This is a genomic window from Streptococcus sp. SM5 (genome assembly GCF_027497975.1).
In genome coordinates this window covers 158,553-176,701 of the sequence record NZ_JAJNSC010000001.1, presented here as the reverse complement: position 1 = coordinate 176,701, position 18,149 = coordinate 158,553, and the positions used below count along the sequence as shown (strand labels likewise).

The 18,149-nt window shown below is 38.4% G+C and carries 17 protein-coding genes and 2 pseudogenes; 15 read left to right on the top strand and 4 right to left on the bottom strand.

Annotated elements, in window-relative coordinates; all coding sequences use genetic code 11:
* Positions 1-11 precede the first annotated feature (11 nt).
* Positions 12-872, top strand: coding sequence for a methionyl aminopeptidase (locus PAN07_RS00815; RefSeq protein ID WP_000631543.1), 861 nt, complete (start codon positions 12-14; stop codon positions 870-872).
* Between the two features lie 152 nt (positions 873-1,024).
* Here PAN07_RS00815 and PAN07_RS00810 read toward each other — a convergent pair whose 3' ends face one another.
* From PAN07_RS00810 to PAN07_RS00795, 4 genes and pseudogenes are all read right to left on the bottom strand, one after another.
* Positions 1,025-1,324 carry a YbaB/EbfC family nucleoid-associated protein gene (locus tag PAN07_RS00810; RefSeq protein WP_084863333.1) on the bottom strand — a complete coding sequence of 100 codons (300 nt, stop codon included), beginning with the start codon at positions 1,322-1,324 and terminating at the stop codon, positions 1,025-1,027.
* Between the two features lie 222 nt (positions 1,325-1,546).
* Positions 1,547-2,596, bottom strand: coding sequence for a DUF6287 domain-containing protein (locus PAN07_RS00805; protein WP_269796709.1), 1,050 nt, complete (start codon positions 2,594-2,596; stop codon positions 1,547-1,549).
* A gap of 67 nt (positions 2,597-2,663) precedes the next feature.
* A complete protein-coding gene (locus PAN07_RS00800; protein ID WP_269796708.1) occupies positions 2,664-3,419 on the bottom strand; it encodes an LPXTG cell wall anchor domain-containing protein in 756 nt (251 codons plus the stop codon).
* Between the two features lie 163 nt (positions 3,420-3,582).
* Positions 3,583-4,188 (bottom strand): annotated as a pseudogene (locus PAN07_RS00795) (recombinase family protein).
* 334 nt (positions 4,189-4,522) lie between these two features.
* Between PAN07_RS00795 and efeO the strand changes: the two are divergent.
* The 14 genes and pseudogenes from efeO to PAN07_RS00725 all read left to right on the top strand — a co-directional run bounded on the left by efeO (position 4,523) and on the right by PAN07_RS00725 (position 18,124).
* Complete coding sequence (gene efeO, locus PAN07_RS00790; protein WP_084863338.1) at positions 4,523-5,395, top strand: iron uptake system protein EfeO; 873 nt, start codon at positions 4,523-4,525, stop codon at positions 5,393-5,395.
* Positions 5,396-5,400: 5 nt separating this feature from the next.
* Entirely contained in the window at positions 5,401-6,615 is a 1,215-nt protein-coding gene (gene efeB, locus PAN07_RS00785) for an iron uptake transporter deferrochelatase/peroxidase subunit (protein ID WP_084863340.1), read from the top strand.
* Positions 6,590-8,278, top strand: coding sequence for an FTR1 family protein (locus PAN07_RS00780; RefSeq protein WP_084863341.1), 1,689 nt, complete (start codon positions 6,590-6,592; stop codon positions 8,276-8,278). Before efeB ends, PAN07_RS00780 begins: the two co-directional genes overlap by 26 nt.
* A complete protein-coding gene (gene tatC, locus PAN07_RS00775) occupies positions 8,279-9,010 on the top strand; it encodes a twin-arginine translocase subunit TatC (RefSeq protein WP_084863343.1) in 732 nt (243 codons plus the stop codon).
* Entirely contained in the window at positions 8,994-9,164 is a 171-nt protein-coding gene (tatA, locus tag PAN07_RS00770; RefSeq protein WP_020902402.1) for a twin-arginine translocase TatA/TatE family subunit, read from the top strand. The genes tatC and tatA overlap by 17 nt, the downstream gene beginning before the upstream one ends.
* A gap of 335 nt (positions 9,165-9,499) precedes the next feature.
* Positions 9,500-10,207, top strand: coding sequence for a 2-C-methyl-D-erythritol 4-phosphate cytidylyltransferase (locus PAN07_RS00765; RefSeq protein ID WP_049552516.1), 708 nt, complete (start codon positions 9,500-9,502; stop codon positions 10,205-10,207).
* A gap of 4 nt (positions 10,208-10,211) precedes the next feature.
* Positions 10,212-11,234, top strand: coding sequence for a ribitol-5-phosphate dehydrogenase (locus tag PAN07_RS00760; RefSeq protein ID WP_084863345.1), 1,023 nt, complete (start codon positions 10,212-10,214; stop codon positions 11,232-11,234).
* A gap of 16 nt (positions 11,235-11,250) precedes the next feature.
* Positions 11,251-12,120: pseudogene (locus PAN07_RS00755) on the top strand (phosphotransferase family protein).
* Entirely contained in the window at positions 12,110-12,988 is an 879-nt protein-coding gene (locus PAN07_RS00750; protein ID WP_084863347.1) for a DMT family transporter, read from the top strand. The pseudogene PAN07_RS00755 and the gene PAN07_RS00750 overlap by 11 nt, the downstream one beginning before the upstream one ends.
* Positions 12,989-12,999: 11 nt before the next feature.
* On the top strand, positions 13,000-13,686 hold the full coding sequence (locus PAN07_RS00745) for a sugar phosphate nucleotidyltransferase (protein ID WP_084863348.1): 687 nt from the start codon (positions 13,000-13,002) through the stop codon (positions 13,684-13,686).
* Positions 13,687-13,774: 88 nt separating this feature from the next.
* Entirely contained in the window at positions 13,775-14,623 is an 849-nt protein-coding gene (gene dprA, locus PAN07_RS00740; protein WP_084863350.1) for a DNA-processing protein DprA, read from the top strand.
* A 223-nt stretch (positions 14,624-14,846) separates the two neighbouring features.
* Entirely contained in the window at positions 14,847-16,934 is a 2,088-nt protein-coding gene (gene topA / locus PAN07_RS00735) for a type I DNA topoisomerase (RefSeq protein ID WP_261072679.1), read from the top strand.
* A gap of 105 nt (positions 16,935-17,039) precedes the next feature.
* Positions 17,040-17,399: a YbaN family protein gene (locus PAN07_RS00730; protein ID WP_261072680.1), complete on the top strand. Its 360-nt coding sequence runs from the start codon at positions 17,040-17,042 to the stop codon at positions 17,397-17,399.
* Positions 17,400-17,491: 92 nt separating this feature from the next.
* Positions 17,492-18,124 carry a copper homeostasis protein CutC gene (locus tag PAN07_RS00725; protein ID WP_261072681.1) on the top strand — a complete coding sequence of 211 codons (633 nt, stop codon included), beginning with the start codon at positions 17,492-17,494 and terminating at the stop codon, positions 18,122-18,124.
* Positions 18,125-18,149: the final 25 nt, after the last annotated feature.

Genomic DNA, 18,149 nt, shown 5'->3' with positions numbered 1-18,149 from the left:
TAGGAGAAAAAATGATAACATTAAAATCAGCTCGTGAAATTGAAGCTATGGATAAGGCCGGTGATTTTCTAGCAAGTATTCATATCGGCTTGCGTGATTTGATTAAGCCTGGAGTAGATATGTGGGAAGTTGAAGAATACGTTCGCCGTCGTTGTAAGGAAGAAAATTTCCTTCCACTTCAGATTGGGGTTGACGGTGCCATGATGGACTATCCTTATGCTACTTGTTGCTCTCTTAACGATGAAGTAGCTCACGCTTTCCCTCGTCACTATATTTTGAAAGATGGTGATTTGCTCAAGGTTGATATGGTTTTGGGAGGTCCTATTGCGAAATCTGACCTGAATGTCTCAAAACTAAACTTCAACAATGTGGAGCAAATGAAAAAATACACCCAGAGCTACTCTGGTGGTCTTGCAGACTCATGTTGGGCTTATGCTGTTGGTACGCCGTCCGAAGAAGTGAAAAACTTGATGGATGTAACCAAAGAAGCTATGTACAAGGGAATCGAGCAAGCTGTTGTTGGAAATCGTATTGGTGATATTGGTGCAGCTATTCAAGAATACGCTGAAAGTCGTGGTTACGGTGTAGTACGTGATTTGGTTGGTCATGGTGTTGGTCCAACCATGCACGAAGAACCAATGGTTCCTAACTATGGTATTGCTGGTCGTGGGCTTCGTCTCCGTGAAGGAATGGTATTGACCATTGAACCAATGATCAATACAGGTGACTGGGAAATTGATACAGATATGAAAACTGGCTGGGCGCATAAGACCATTGACGGTGGTTTATCTTGTCAATATGAACACCAATTCGTGATTACTAAAGATGGACCTGTTATCTTGACTAGTCAAGGTGAAGAAGGGACTTATTAATAAAAAGTTAAAAGGCTGCTGGAAGTTTCATTCTTATAAAAAATGCATTGTATTGATTTTGTCAGACTTTTTTCAATAAAACAAAATGGCTCCATAATATCTGTAGGGGGATTTACCCCCTACAAATATTATAGAGCCGGTTTTTCTTATGATTAGAATGGCAATTTTCCAGCGAAAGCACCCAGTTTTTTCTTAGTAGTTTCATTGATCTGTTCAAGAGCTGAGTTGATAGCCTGAACGGTCATATCAGAAAGAGTTTCAAGATCTTCTGGGTCAACGACAGCTGGATTGAAGTCAATGCTGATAACTTTCTTATCTCCAGTCAAGGTCGCTTGAACAAGGTCTTGAGCAGATTTGCCAACAAATTGCATAGTAGCAAGTTCAGCTTGACTTTGTTCCATCTGTTTTTGAAGTTTTTGCGCTTGGCGCATCATGTTTTGCATATTCATCATGGTAATTTATAGTTTCCTTTTCCAATTATTTTCTTTTTTATTTTATCAATTTTAGACTTAAAAGTCTAATCTTTTTCAGAGTGAATTCAGATAGTATTGATAGGAATGTAAAGTTAATAAAAATATAGGATAAATATTCTAAGAAAATAAGAATATTTATCCTATATGTATTTATGGAAAGTTAATAGATATTTTATGAGCTAGTTTAAGAGTCTACTAAGACTATTCTACCTTATAGAAAAATCCTGAGCTATTTCCTTCTATAAGTTGTTGTCCTGCCCATAGTCGTTCTTGGCTAATATCGGACAGGTCCTTATATCCGTTTTCGGGTGAAGAAGTGATAGCCGTTGTCAAAGGAATTCCTGCAGGTAAAAAGGCAAGGGCAGAACCACCAGCTCCTCCATTTCTAGGAAGTAAACCTGCCTTAATATAGTGGTCAATTTCTTTAGCATATTCAATTGAAACTTGCGAATGATCACTAACCAGTCCATGTTCGTCAAATACAAGTTCTACACCAGCACTATTGCGCCATGTACCAGAGATACTTGAAAAATCACCGTTTTGGATAGCTGATAGATTCATTCCTTTAATTTCTTGTGAGGGTGTTGTTTCTCCTAATATTGGCTTTGTTACAGATTTCCAAGAAAATGTATCTTGGTTCAGTAGTGGTGGTCTAGTTCCTAATCCTGCTTCTGTATCTGATTCAGTGAGTAATTCTAAGTCAGGTGTATTTGTATTTAGTTTATAGAGCTTGTGAGATTTTTCACCACCAGATGCTCTTGAAAGTTGAAAATATCCATCTTCAAGAGGGACAAAAATCTCTTCTACTCCGATAACATCTAGATAATTTTCTGCATTAGTGAGTTGAACGACTTTATCATTCTGAATCGTTCTGATGTCTAGAATATCATGTTTACCTGACTTAATTTTCAGAGCAATGATTAGTTCGTCTGTCCCATTTTTATCAAAATCATATAGACAGTAGTCGATATCTGAATATACTTCTGGCTCGGTATTTATAAACTTGGCTACGGGATTAATCTTCATGTCCATGATTGGTATATTTTGTGGTTGAGAATATTTTTCTATTACCTCGTTATATAAACTATAAAACGTTTTCTTCACTTCAGAAGAGGAGCTGGAGGATTCCTTACTAGTGGAACTCGTTTGTTCTGTACTTGCTGAAGTAGTAGCTTCTTGCTTTTGTTGACAGGCTACAAGAGTTAGACTAGTTAAGGTAAGAATAGTAAATAAGGTTGTTTTTTTAATCATAGCTAATTTTTGTAATGTTAGAACTTTTTAAGTTTGTAAGATAGTACTCTACAGTTATTTAATCTCTCTACCCACGCTTACGTTTTACGATAAATCCTAGTCCAGTGATTGAAAGGACAGTACCGATAATTCCAAGAGTAGATGTTGATTCACCTGTATTTGGTAAAGTCTTCTTGTCGTTGTTTTTGTTGTTTTCTGGTTTAGCCGGAGTTTCAGATTTAACATCTTTTTCTGGTTTAGCCGGAGTTTCAGATTTAACATCTTTTTCTGGTTTAGCCGGAGTTTCAGATTTAACATCTTTTTCTGGTTTAGTAGGAGTTTCAGATTTAACTTCTTCCACAGGTTTAGCTGGAGTAACAGGTTTGACCTCTTCTACAGGTTTAGTAGGAGTAACAGGTTTTGTAGTTGAAATTGAAGGGTTTGCATCTTTAACCACCTTACGAGCAGCAGTTTCGATATTCTTCTTTGCTTGTTCAGCAGTTACACTTGCGCCTGAATAATCTTTGTAGGCACGGATTTCACCACTAACAAGATAGTTTGAAGTTCCGTCTAGCGCTGGAGCAGCATTTAGGGAATAATCTTTATAGCCATCAGTTGCTTCTAAGATTTCAGCAGCACGTCCTTCAGCAAAAGTATTAGCTTCTTCAAAATTCTTAAATACTGCATCAGTCTCGAACGTCACTGTTGGGAACCCGTCTCGTTCTGTAACTGTAACTTCGTTTGCGGTAACAGTATTAGATTGTGTAATCGCACCAGCTACACCTATACTAGCAGTTGCAATTATAGCAGTTGCAAAAAGTTTAATTTTAGATTTTGTCTTCATTAAAAGAGACCTCCTATTATTTTTGAAGTAATCCTTTGTCCAATAATGTAGACTTTTATGGACAAAATTGATAGAATAAACAAAGAAGATATAATCCATCAAAATACTAAATTTTTCATTATTTTGAATTAAAAATGGTGAGATACTAGTTGTCCAAAATTTCCTACTTTTTTTGACAAAAACTATAGTTTTTTAGCCAATTATGAAAAGTACTTTTTGAAACTCCTAAGATTTCTGCTCCTTCACGAATAGTTATTTTTTTTTGTCTGTATTTTTTTTCTAAATCGTAAAAATTTGGTGGATCATTTAGCTTCGGTCTTCCGAACTGTTTCCCTCTTTTTTGAGCTTCTCGAATTCCTTCTAGTTGTCTTTACTTGATTTGCTCTCTTTCCATTTGAGACACATAAGATAAAACTTGTAAAACCAAATCAGAAATTAGTTTACCAGTGATTGTATCGCTGGTATTTTTAGTATTTAAGAGTGGAAAATCTAAAACTCTGATATGTACCTTTTTTGTCTTAGTGAGTAACTGCCATTGTTCTAAAATATCATCGTAGTTTCGTCCGAGTCTATCAATTGATTTAATAACTATCTCATCATCTGCTTGTAGAACGGTTAGCAATTTTTGGTATTCCGTCCTGTCAAAATCTTTTCCAGAGGCCCTATGTATAAAAATTTGATTTTGGGGAATATTTTCGAATGCCAAGGCAGACATTTGTCTATCGATATTTTGCTCCTTAGTGGATACTCGTACATAACCATAACGCATAAGGCTACCACCTATCTTTTTATCTCTATTTTAGACGAAAAGAAAACTACCGCCCATAATGAGTGGTAGTTTGGTGTACTCTTTGCTACGGTATCTTTTTGCCAAGATTTTGTCTTGTTTGCGTGAATAGTAGTGTTGGATAAAAAATCCTAAGGACTTAAAATTCTTTTACAATTATTTTCATTCCTATTTTATCAATTTTGAGGTTAAAAGTCTAATATAAGTTTAAATTCAAAACATTAAATTGTCTGACAATTTATTGAAAAATGAGTGAAAATATGGTATAATGAAACGTAAAATTAATTCAGGTTTCCTGAACCAATAGGAGTAAACAATGAAAAAACTAGGTTTTGTCCTTTTATCTTCAGCCTTGCTATTGACTGCTTGTGCTAATAACCAATCTAAGCCAAGCAACACAAGTGATTCTTCTAAGGTGACAGCCTTATCTGAAGACAAGCAAAAAATGCTTGATAAGGCCACTGCTGACTATAAGACTTTTGTGCAAGAGCAAATTGATAAACTGTTGACCGATACGGAAGGCTTTGTCAAACTGTTGAAAGAAGGCAAATTAGAAGAGTCTAAGAAGGTTTATCCACTGATTCGTATGTCTTATGAGCGTTCAGAACCGATTGCCGAAAGTTTTGGTGAGTCAGATGTTAAGATTGACTTCCGTTTGGCAGACTATATGGACGAAAACAAGACAGAGGAAGGTTGGTCAGGTTTCCACCGTATCGAACGTATCCTTTGGGAAGAAAATACGACTAAAGGAACTGAAAGCTATGGCGATCAGTTGGTCAATGATATCAAGGAATTGAAAGCCAAGATTGCAACTGTGGATGTAGACTACAAGGTTATGTTGACTGGAGCAGTTGACTTGCTAAACGAAGTGGCAACAAGCAAGATTACGGGTGAAGAGGAAATTTATTCTCATACAGACTTGTATGACTTCCGTGCCAATATCGAGGGAGCTGAGAAGATTTTCCAACTCTTTAAACCTTTACTTGAAAAATCAGACGCCAACCTAGTTAAAGAATTGGAAGCAGATTTCAAGTCTGTTAATAGTTTGCTGGACAAACACATGACTGACAAGGAACACTACAAACTCTATACTGATTTAACAAAAGAAGATACCAAAGAATTGTCAGAAGCTGTGACAAAACTTGGTGAACCTCTATCACAAATGGGTAAATTTCTTAGTGGAGAATAAGAGTCATGACTGAAAAAGACGAAAAGTTTTTTGAGAAGAAAATGGACCGTCGAGAATTTCTAAAAAAAGCAGGCATTGGAGGGGCTGGTTTAGCGCTAGGACTCTCTGGTGCTTCTGCTTTTTTCGCACCTAAGCTAGGAAGTCAGGAAAAAATCTCGTACGGAAATGAAAAAATTGCTTTTTATGGTAAGCATCAAGCTGGCATTAGTACGCCCATGCAAAAGAATATCTATTTTGTTGTCTTGGACTTGCATACGACGGATAAGGATAAGATTATTCAGTTGTTCAAGGATTGGACAGATTATAGTGCAAAACTGGTAGAAGGAGAATTGGTTAAAAAAGATGGTCAAAACGGCCTTTTACCACCTAGTGATACAGGGGAAACAGTAGGACTCAATCCGCATCGTTTGACCCTGACTTTTGGTGTGTCTGCGAATTTTTTGAAAAAATTGAACTTAGAAAACAAGCGTCCTCAAGTGTTCAGAGATTTACCGCCATTCCCTAAAGAGCAATTGCGTGAAAAATATACTGGTGGGGATATTGTCATTCAGGCTTGCGCAGATGATGAGCAGGTTGCCTTTCATGCGATTCGCAACCTCATCCGTAAGGGCAGAAATGCCGTGACTCTTCGCTGGAGTCAGTCTGGTTTTGCTGCCATCGGAGATCGAATGGAGACTCCGCGTAACCTCTTTGGTTTTAAAGATGGGACAGCAAATCCAACCAAGGAGCAAGACTTTGACCGCGTTATCTGGGCTGATAGTAAGGACTGGATGGAAAATGGATCTTATATGGCAGTTCGTCGGATTCAGATGTTTTTAGAGACCTGGGACCGTACTAGTCTTGAAGAACAAGAAAATACTTTTGGCCGTTATAAGGAAAGTGGTGCTCCCTTCGGTAAGAAAAATGAGTTTGATGAAGTGGATTTGAGTCTTTTGCCAGATGATTCGCATGTTCGTTTAGCCAAGGAAGTGGACAAGCCCCTTTTACGTCGTTCTTATTCTTACTCAGATGGGATTGATGAAAAGACTGGCCAGTTTGATACGGGTCTGCTCTTCATTTCTTTCCAGAAGGATCCTGATAACTTTGTCAAGGTTCAAACCAATCTAGGTGCTACTGATAAGATGAATGAATATATCACTCACATCGGTAGTGGACTCTTTGCTTGCTTTGGTGGTGTGGAGAAAGGAGGCTACATTGGTCAGAAATTATTGGAAGGCTAGAAGCTGGTTCTTGGTTTTAGCTTTGTTATTTTTAATTCTTTCCCCAGTAGGTGCCCAAGAGAGTCTAAGTTCTTACTTTGTGAAAATCACAGATGCGTCCAAAGCGGTTAAAAATGGCAATCAGTCTGAAGCACAGAAACTCGTTGCAGAGATGGCATCAGACTTTGAAAGAGTAAAAGACAGTAATTCTGAGGCTGGTAAAGTCGTTAAGGAAAAGTTAGTACAATCAGGAGAGATTACTGAAGACAAACTCACTCAACTTTCTTCAGCCTTATTAGCCTTTGAAAAAGAACAAAATCCTGTTGACTTAGATGCGGAAAAGGAAAAATTGGTGAACCGTCTAAGTCCTCGTTTTGAAGCATTGGAGCAGGCCATTGCCTCCAAAGATTTGGAAAAAGTGCGAGAAGCCTTTAAGAAAATGAATTCCACTTGGACTATCAATGAAAGTGTGGTTCGTGACAATAGTACGGCCCATTATGGACGTGTTGAAACAGCTATTTCCTTCCTACGTAGTAGCATGGAAACCGAGCCTACAGATTTTAACTCGATCCAGACTTCCTTTGAGGACTTAAAAAAGGCTATTGATGATTTTGTAAGCGGAAAAGAAGTAGTAGCAACGTCTTCTGATTTGAATCTTAAAGACGGTATTGCCCTTTTGAAGAAGGCTCTAGAACAATTCCAAGCTGGCGACCAATCATCAGGAGTAGCTAGTATGAAGGAATTTATCACTATCTGGCCAACGATTGAGGGTTCTGTCAGCACAACCAATCCTTCCCTCTATACTCGAGTGGAAAGTGAAAGCCCTGTGATTATGGTTAAGGGAAGTGAGAAGGACTACCAAGAAAAATTAGAAAAACTGATTGCAGATTTATCACAGATTGATACTAGTGCACGTTACAATGCCTTTGATGTTATGCTGATTCTCCTAAGAGAAGGGGTAGAGGCTCTCTTAATCGTTATGGCCTTGGTAACGACCTTGAAAGCAGCCAAGATGCGTAAAGGGCTCAAGTGGGTTTATGGTGGTGCTATCACAGGGATCATGGCAAGTCTGGTTATTGCTTTCATCCTGCAAATTGCTTTTCCAGCAGTGACATCAGGATCCAATCGTGAAATCATCGAAGGAGCAGTTGGGATTTTTGCAGTTGCTATGATGATTTTGATTGGAATCTGGCTCCACAGCAAATCCTCGGTCAAAAAATGGAATGCCTTTATGGAGTCACAAATGGAAACAGTGACCAAGACAGGCTCCTTTATTTCCATGTTTGCTCTCAGTTTTCTAGCTGTTTTCCGTGAGGGAGCAGAAACCATTCTCTTTTATGTTGGGATTTTACCAAGAATTTCCAGCTTTGAATTTGTCTTGGGAATTTCCCTTGCCTTGCTGGTTCTGGTAATTATTGCTATTGTGATGAACAAGGCCAGTCAATTCTTCCTGCCTCATAAGGTCTTCTTTATCTTGACTTGGATGATTTATGCTTTGGCATTCAAGATGCTAGGGGTTAGTGTCCACGCTCTTCAGTTGACTAATATGGTACCAAATCACTTGCTGACAGGATTTCTAACAATCGACTTACTTGGAATTTATCCAAGTTGGGAAGGTTTGGTTAGCCAGCTAGTCTTTGTTGTTATTGTCTTGATTGTCACTTTCAGACAGGGTGAAAAATAGATGGATAGAAAAGAATTGACAATCGTTGAACATCTGGTAGAATTTAGAAAGAGATTATTGGCAGTGGTCATTTGCTTCTTTTTAGTATTCTGTGTCTCCTTGCTTTTTGCAGACCAGATTTACCAGTATGTGACCCAAGCTTTTCAGCAAAAGTTGATTGTTTTAGGTCCTAATGATATTTTATGGATATACATACGTTTGGCTAGTCTGATGGCCTTTACCATCACCCTACCTTATACAGTTTATCATATTTGGTCTTTCATCAAACCTGGTTTAAGAAAGGAAGAAGCTAGAGTAATTTTTGCCTATATTCCAGCTAGTTTCCTTTGTTTTCTAGTTGGACTGGCTTTTGGTTTTTACTTTGTAACACCAGCCTTACTTCAGGTTTTATTAGGGCTAGGAGAAGGACTATTTGAAACACAGTTAACAGCTCAAAATTATCTGTCCTTTGTTTTTCAAACGACCTTGCCCTTGGCTCTGATTTTTGAATTGCCAGTTATCATTGCCTTTTTAACGTCAATTGGACTCATTGGACCAGAATTATTGATTGCTTATCGCCGATATGCTTATTTTATTTTATTGGTACTCGCAGTCATCTTGACACCAGCTGACTTTGTCAGCGATTTGGCAATGACTGCCCCCTTGATATTACTCTATGAATTGAGTATTGCTATCAGCAAACATATTATGAAACGCAAGCAGAAAGGAGAGAGAAATGGGAATCTTACGTGATATCGGAGCACCAGGATTGATTATTATTGTTTTAGGAGCTCTCTTGATCTTCGGACCAAAGCGATTGCCTGAACTAGGAGAGTCAATCGGTAAAATGCTATCTGAATTTAAAAAAGCAGTTAAAGGAACTGAAAATCAAGATAAGAAAGATTAAGACTGGTGAGTTTTACTAAAAATAAGAAGTTAGGAAGTGTGTCTCTATTGGACATTTATCATTTCCTAGCTTTTTCTTGTATTAAGAAAATATAAATTTAAGCTTTCTTTAAGAAAACTATATTATTCTGAAGAACTCTAAAATTTCACAGCCATTTATTAGTAATGACTATTGAATTCCTAGTCACTACTAGAAATGGACTAGTTTCTTTGAATAATGGAACTGCTTAATCCTCCTATTCTAGAACGGGATGACTAGTATTTCTTTTATGATAGGACTAGATTGTGGTATAATAGAGAGAATAAGTTTTTTTAGTAAGACAAAGGAGAAAATAGATGATTTATGCAGGAATTCTTGCCGGTGGAACTGGCACACGTATGGGAATCAGTAATTTGCCAAAACAATTTTTAGAGCTAGGTGATCGACCTATTTTGGTTCATACAATTGAAAAATTTGTCTTGGAACCAAGTATTGAAAAAATTGTGGTTGGGGTTCATGGAGACTGGGTTTCCCATGCAGAGGATCTTGTAGATAAATATCTACCTCTTCATAAAGATCGTATCATCATTACAAAAGGTGGTGCTGACCGTAATACGAGTATTGAGAAAATCATTGAAGCCATTGATGCTTATCGTCCGCTTACTCCAGAGGACATCGTTGTTACCCACGATTCTGTTCGTCCATTTATTACGCTTCGCATGATTCAGGACAATATCCAACTTGCTCAAAATCATGACGCAGTGGACACAGTGGTAGAAGCGGTTGATACTATCGTTGAAAGTACTAACGGTCAATTTATTACAGATATTCCAAATCGTGCTCACCTCTATCAAGGACAAACACCTCAAACATTCCGTTGCAAGGACTTCATGGATCTTTACGGTTCTCTCTCTGCCGAAGAGAAAGAAATCTTAACAGATGCATGTAAAATCTTTGTAATCAAAGGAAAAGATGTAGCCTTGGCTAAGGGTGAATATTCAAATCTGAAAATTACTACAGTAACAGATTTGAAGATTGCAAAAAGCATGATTGAGGAAGAGTAATAAAATGATTAATCAAATTTACCAACTAACAAAGCCTAAGTTTATCAATGTCAAATATCAGGAAGAGGCTATTGACCAAGAGAATCATATCCTCATCCGCCCTAATTATATGGCGGTCTGTCATGCGGATCAGCGTTACTACCAAGGAAAACGTGATCCAAAGATTTTGAATAAAAAGCTTCCAATGGCAATGATTCACGAGTCATGTGGAACCGTTATTTCTGACCCGACAGGAACCTATGAAGTTGGTCAAAAAGTTGTCATGATTCCCAATCAGCCTCCTATGCAGAGTGATGAAGAATTCTATGAGAACTACATGACAGGGATCCATTTCTTGTCTAGTGGATTTGATGGCTTTATGCGAGAGTTTGTTTCTCTCCCTAAAGACCGTGTGGTGGCTTATGATGCTATTGAAGATACGGTTGCTGCGATTACAGAGTTCGTTAGTGTCGGTATGCATGCCATGAATCGCTTATTGACCCTTGCTCATAGCAAGCGGGACCGAATCGCCGTTATCGGAGATGGAAGTTTAGCTTTTGTGGTTGCCAATATTATCAACTATACTTTGCCAGAAGCAGAGATTGTGGTTATTGGTCGTCATTGGGAAAAATTGGAACTTTTCTCATTTGCCAAAGAATGCTATATCACTGATAATATTCCTGAAGATTTGGCCTTTGACCATGCTTTTGAGTGTTGTGGTGGGGATGGTACTGGACCGGCTATTAATGATTTGATTCGCTATATTCGTCCTCAGGGAACGATCCTTATGATGGGAGTTAGCGAGTATAAAGTTAATATCAATACACGCGATGCCTTAGAAAAAGGCTTGCTCTTGGTTGGTTCCTCTCGTTCTGGTCGCATTGATTTTGAAAATGCAATCCAAATGATGGAAGTCAAGAAATTCGCTAATCGTCTTAAAAATATCCTTTATCTAGAAGAACCTGTAAGGGAAATTAAAGATATTCACCGTGTCTTTGCTACCGATTTAAATACAGCCTTTAAAACTGTGTTTAAGTGGGAAGTATAAGTGCTGGAGGTTAATTGTGGAGAAAATTATTAAAGAAAAAATTTCTTCCTTACTTAGTGCAGAAGAGTAAGTCCTCAGTGTTGAACAACTGGGGGGAATGACCAATCAAAACTATTTGGCCAAAACAACAAATAAGCAATATATTGTTAAATTCTTTGGTAAAGGGACAGAAAAGCTGATCAATCGTCAAGATGAAAAGTACAATCTTGAACTACTAAAGGATTTAGACTTAGATGTAAAAAATTATCTTTTTGATATTGAAGTTGGTTTCAAAGTAAATGAGTATATCGAATCTGCGATTACGCTTGATTCAACTACAATCAAGACCAAATTTGATGAAATTGCTCCAATTTTACAAACCATTCATGCTTCTGGCAAGGAATTAAGAGGAGAATTTGCTCCTTTCGAAGAAATCAAGAAATACGAATCCTTGATTGAGGAAAAAATCCCTTATGCCAACTATGAAGCTGTTCGAAATGCAGTCTTCTCTTTAGGGAAAAGACTAGCTGACTTAGGTGTTGACAGAAAATCTTGTCATATCGTTTTGGTGCCTGAAAACTTTATCGAATCACCTCAAGGACGACTTTATCTGATTGACTGGGAATATTCATCAATGAACGATCCAATGTGGGATTTGGCTGCTTTCTTTTTAGAGTCTGAATTCACTCGTCAAGAGGAAGAAGCCTTATTGTCTCACTATGAGAGTGAGTAAACACCTGTCTCTTGTGAAAAGATTGCGATCTATAAAATTTTGCAAGATACTATTTGGAGTCTATGGACTGTCTATAAGGAAGAGCAAGGCGCAGATTTTGGTGACTATGGTGTGAATCGTTACCAAAGAGCTGTTAAAGGTTTGGCCTATTATGGAGGTTCAGATGAAAAATAAAAGTGGAGTTTCTTTTGGTCTACTTTCAGGTATTTTCTGGGGGTTAGGTCTAACGATTAGTGCTTATATCTTTTCGATTTTTACAGATTTGTCTCCCTTTGTGGTGGCCGCTGCTCACGATTTCTTGAGTATCTTTATCTTACTAGCTTTTCTCTTGGTAAAAGAAGGAAAAGTTCGTCTCTCAATTTTCTTAAATATTCGCAATGTTAGTGTTATCATCGGAGCCTGGCTAGCAGGCCCTATCGGTATGCAGGCCAATCTTTATGCGGTTAAGTATATCGGAAGTTCCTTAGCTTCATCTGTGTCGGCTATTTACCCTGCGATTTCGGTTTTATTGGCTTTCTTCTTTTTAAAGCACAAGATTTCAAAAAATACTGTATTTGAGATTGTCTTAATTATTGGAGGGATAGTTGCTCAGACCTATATGGTTGAACAGGTCAATTCCTACTACATTGGGATTCTCTGTGCTTTGGTTTGTGCTATTGCATGGGGAAGCGAAAGTGTTCTTAGCTCTTTTGCCATGGAAAGTGAATTGAGTGAAATCGAAGCCCTCTTGATTCGTCAAGTGACTTCATTCTTGTCCTATCTTGTGATTGTGCTCTTCTCTCATCAGTCATTTGCAGAAGTGGCCAATGGACAATTGTTAAGTCTTATGATTGTCTTTGCAGCCTTTGATATGATTTCCTATTTGGCTTATTATATCGCTATCAATCGCTTGCAACCAGTCAAGGCTACAGGCTTGAATGTGAGCTATGTAGTATGGACAGTCTTGTTTGCAGTTGTTTTCTTGGGTGCACCGCTAGATATGCTGACAATTATTACGTCACTTGTCGTTATTGCTGGAGTTTATATTATTATTAAAGAATAAAGGAGATTCGTGTGAAATCCATTATCTTAGCAGCGGGATTGGGAACTCGCTTGCGTCCTATGACTGAAAATACTCCTAAAGCCTTGGTTCAGGTTAATCAAAAACCCTTGATTGAATACCAAATTGAGTTTTTAAAAGAAAAAGGAATCAATGACATCTTCATTGTTGGTTACCTTAAAGAACAATTCGATTACTTGAAAGAAAAATATGGGGTTCGCCTTGTCTTCAATGATAAATACGCTGCCTACAATAACTTTTATTCTCTCTATCTTGTAAAAGAAGAATTGGCCAACAGTTATGTTATTGATGCCGATAATTATCTCTTTAAAAATATGTTCCGTAATGATTTGACTCGTTCGACTTATTTTAGTGTTTATCGTGAAGATTGTACCAACGAATGGTTCTTGGTCTATGGAGATGACTACAAGGTTCAAGACATTATTGTTGATAGCAAGGCAGGTCGTATTCTTAGTGGTGTATCTTTCTGGGATGCTCCAACTGCAGAAAAAATTGTCGGCTTTATCGATAAGGCTTATGCAAGTGGTGAATTTGTTGATCTCTACTGGGACAATATGGTTAAGGATAATATCAAAGAGCTAGATGTCTATGTTGAAGAATTAGAAGGCAATAGCATCTATGATATTGATAGCGTCCAAGACTATCACAAATTAGAAGAAATTCTTAAAAACGAAAATTAAAGATTCTAACATCTGACTGAAATAGTCGGATGTTTTTTTGATTTTTTTACGAATAAATAGATGAGTAGAAAAAGAAATGGAGTTATTTATGAAAATCACAAACTATGAAATCTATAAGTTAAAAAAATCAGGTTTGACCAATCAACAGGTTTTGAAAGTGCTAGAATACGGTGAAAATGTTGATCAAGAACTTTTATTGGGCGATATTGCAGATATATCAGGTTGCCGAAATCCAGCTGTTTTTACGGAACGTTATTTTCAGATAGACGATGCGCATTTGGAGAAGGAGTTTCAAAAGTTTCCATCTTTCTCTATTTTAGACGACTGTTACCCTTGGGATCTAAGTGAAATATACGATGCACCTGTGCTTTTATTTTACAAGGGAAATCTGGACCTCTTGAAATTTCCTAAGGTAGCGGTTGTGGGTGGTCGTGCTTGTAGCAAACAGGGAGCTAAGTCAGTTGAAAAAGTTATTCAGGGCTTGGAAAATGAACTGGTTATTGTAAGTGGTCTTGCTAAGGGCATTGATACAGCAGCTCATATGGCAGCTCTCCAGAATGGTGGCAAAACCATTGCAGTGATTGGAACAGGGCTGGATGTGTTTTATCCTAAAGCCAATAAACGCTTGCAAGACTACATCGGAAATGATCATCTAGTTCTCAGTGAGTATGGACCTGGTGAACAACCTCTGAAATTTCATTTTCCTGCCCGTAATCGCATCATTGCTGGACTTTGCCGTGGTGTGATTGTAGCAGAGGCTAAGATGCGTTCAGGTAGTCTCATTACCTGTGAGCGAGCAATGGAAGAAGGGCGTGATGTCTTTGCTATTCCTGGTAGCATTTTAGATGGATTATCAGACGGTTGCCATCATTTGATTCAGGAAGGAGCAAAATTGGTCACCAGTGGGCAAGATGTTCTTGCGGAATTTGAATTTTAATACTCTTCGAAAATCAAATTCAAACCACGTCAACTTCACCTCGCCGTACTCAAGTACAGCCTGCGGCTAGCTTCCTAGTTTGCTCTTTGATTTTCATTGAGTATAAGAAGAAAGTCCGCTTACTAGACAAACTTTTCTTCTATATATAGGAGCTAAGTCTTGACAGTTATGGCAAAATGGTTTACACTTTATAAAGTTTATTACTTTGAAAAGGTGTGATACTGTGGCTACGGCAACAAAAAAGAAAAAATCAACAGTTAAAAAAAATCTAGTAATCGTGGAGTCGCCTGCTAAGGCCAAGACGATTGAAAAATATCTAGGTAGAAACTACAAGGTTTTAGCCAGTGTCGGGCATATCCGTGATTTGAAGAAATCCAGTATGTCAGTCGATATTGAAAATAATTATGAACCGCAATATATCAATATCCGAGGAAAAGGTCCTCTTATCAATGACTTGAAAAAAGAAGCCAAAAAAGCTAATAAAGTCTTTCTGGCGAGTGACCCGGACCGTGAAGGAGAAGCGATTTCTTGGCATTTGGCTCATATTCTCAACTTGGATGAAAATGATGCTAACCGTGTGGTCTTCAATGAAATCACCAAGGATGCAGTCAAAAATGCATTTAAAGAACCACGCAAGATTGATATGGACTTGGTTGATGCCCAACAGGCTCGTCGTGTTTTGGATCGCTTGGTAGGCTATTCGATTTCGCCTATTTTGTGGAAGAAGGTTAAGAAGGGCTTGTCAGCAGGTCGCGTTCAATCTATTGCGCTTAAGTTAATCATTGATCGTGAGAATGAAATTAATGCCTTCCAGCCAGAAGAATATTGGACAATTGATGGTGTCTTTAAAAAGGGTACCAAGCAATTTCAGGCTTCCTTCTATGGAGTGGATGGTAAAAAGCTGAAACTGACTAGCAATGATGAGGTCAAGGAAGTCTTGTCTCGTCTGACTAGTAAAGATTTTTCAGTGGATCAGGTAGATAAGAAAGAGCGCAAACGCAATGCTCCTTTACCCTATACCACTTCATCCATGCAGATGGACGCTGCCAATAAAATTAACTTCCGTACTCGAAAGACTATGATGGTTGCCCAACAGCTTTATGAAGGGATTAATATTGGTTCTGGTGTTCAAGGTTTGATTACCTATATGCGTACCGATTCGACTCGTATCAGTCCTGTAGCGCAAAATGAGGCAGCAAGCTTCATTACGGACCGTTTTGGTAGTAAGTATTCTAAGCATGGTAGCAAGGTCAAAAATGCTTCAGGAGCTCAGGATGCCCACGAGGCTATTCGCCCGTCTAGTGTCTTTAACACACCTGAAAGTATTGCTAAGTATCTGGACAAGGATCAGCTCAAGCTTTATACTCTTATTTGGAATCGTTTTGTAGCGAGTCAGATGACAGCTGCTGTCTTTGATACCATGGCCGTTAAATTGTCTCAAAATGGGGTCCAATTTGCTGCTAATGGTAGTCAGATTAAGTTTGATGGTTATCTTGCCATTTACAATGATTCTGACAAGAATAAGATGTTACCAGAGATGGCTGTTGGAGATGTGGTCAAACAGGTGAATAGCAAACCAGAGCAGCATTTCACTCAACCGCCTGCTCGTTATTCTGAAGCGACACTGATCAAGACCTTGGAGGAAAATGGGGTTGGTCGTCCGTCAACCTACGCACCAACCATTGAAACTATTCAGAAACGTTATTATGTTCGCCTTGCAGCCAAACGTTTTGAACCGACAGAGTTGGGAGAAATTGTTAACAAGCTCATCGTTGAATATTTCCCAGATATCGTAAACGTGACCTTTACAGCTGAAATGGAAGGCAAACTGGATGATGTCGAGGTTGGAAAAGAGCAGTGGCAACGTGTTATTGACGCCTTTTATAAACCATTCTCTAAAGAAGTGGCCAAGGCTGAAGAAGAAATGGAAAAAATCCAAATCAAGGATGAACCAGCTGGATTTGATTGTGAAGTGTGTGGCAGTCCAATGGTCATTAAACTTGGTCGTTTTGGTAAGTTCTACGCTTGTAGCAATTTCCCAGATTGCCGTCATACCCAAGCAATCGTGAAAGAAATCGGTGTAGAGTGTCCAAGTTGTCATCAGGGACAAATCATTGAGCGTAAAACAAAACGTAACCGCCTCTTCTATGGTTGCAATCGCTATCCAGACTGTGAATTTACTTCTTGGGACAAGCCTGTTGGTCGTGACTGTCCAAAATGTGGACACTTCCTCATGGAGAAAAAAGTCCGTGGTGGTGGCAAGCAGGTTGTTTGTAGCAAGGGTGACTACGAGGAAGAAAAGATTAAATAAGAGTAGAGTCCTGAAAGTGAATTTCAGGCTCTTTCTGGTTGGAGCTTGACAAAATTCACCATTGTATGCGAAACTAGAAGAAGATTATTTTAATTAGGAGTAGTTATGCGTCTTATTTATCTAATAATTGGTTTCTTATCACTGGCCTTGGCTCTTGTTGGGGTAGTTTTACCCTTGTTGCCTACAACACCTTTTCTTTTACTGTCTATTGCTTGTTTCTCCAGAAGTTCCAAGCGTTTCGAAGACTGGCTTTATCATACCAAGCTCTATCAAGCATATGTAGCTGATTTTCGCGAGACTAAGTCTATTGCGCGTGAACGAAAGAAAAAAATCATCGTATCTATCTACATCTTGATGGGAATTTCCATTTTTTTTGCACCTCTTTTACCAGTCAAAATCGGTCTGGGTGCTTTGACCATCTTTATCACCTATTATCTCTTTAAGGTTATTCCAGACAAAGAATAGTTAAAATAGTAGTTATTTGCCTTGATAAAATTGAAAGCATATTCACAACAATATGATATAATAAATTTAAAGTAATCTTCAAGGAGAATCAAATGATTTATGAATTTTGTGCTGAAAATGTGACCTTACTTGAAAAAGCGATGCAGGCTGGAGCTCGTCGAATCGAACTCTGTGATAATCTTGCAGTTGGTGGGACAACACCCAGCTATGGAGTGACTAAGGCAGCGGTTGAACTGGCAGTTAACTATGATACGATCATTATGACTATGATTCGTCCACGTGGTGGTGACTTTGTCTATAATGAACTAGAAATTGCTATTATGCTAGAAGACATTCGCTTGACTGCTCAGGCTGGAAGTCAAGGAGTTGTATTTGGTGCTTTAACTGCTGACAAAAAGTTGGATGAGCCTAATCTGGAGAAGTTGATAGCTGCGTCAAAAGGAATGGAAATTGTCTTTCATATGGCATTTGATGAATTGAGTGATGATGATCAACTGGAAGCTATTGACTGGCTTAGTCAAGCTGGAGTCACTCGTATCCTAACTCGCGCTGGTGTGTCTGGCGACTCCTTAGAAAAACGTTTTGCTCACTATCACAGAATTTTGGAGCACGCTAAAGGTAAAATTGAAATTCTACCAGGTGGGGGGATTGACCTTGACAACCGTCAAACCTTTATCGATCAGCTAGGCGTGACACAATTACATGGAACCAAGGTTGTCTTTTAAAAAATAGAAAGGAACTGCTAGCTTT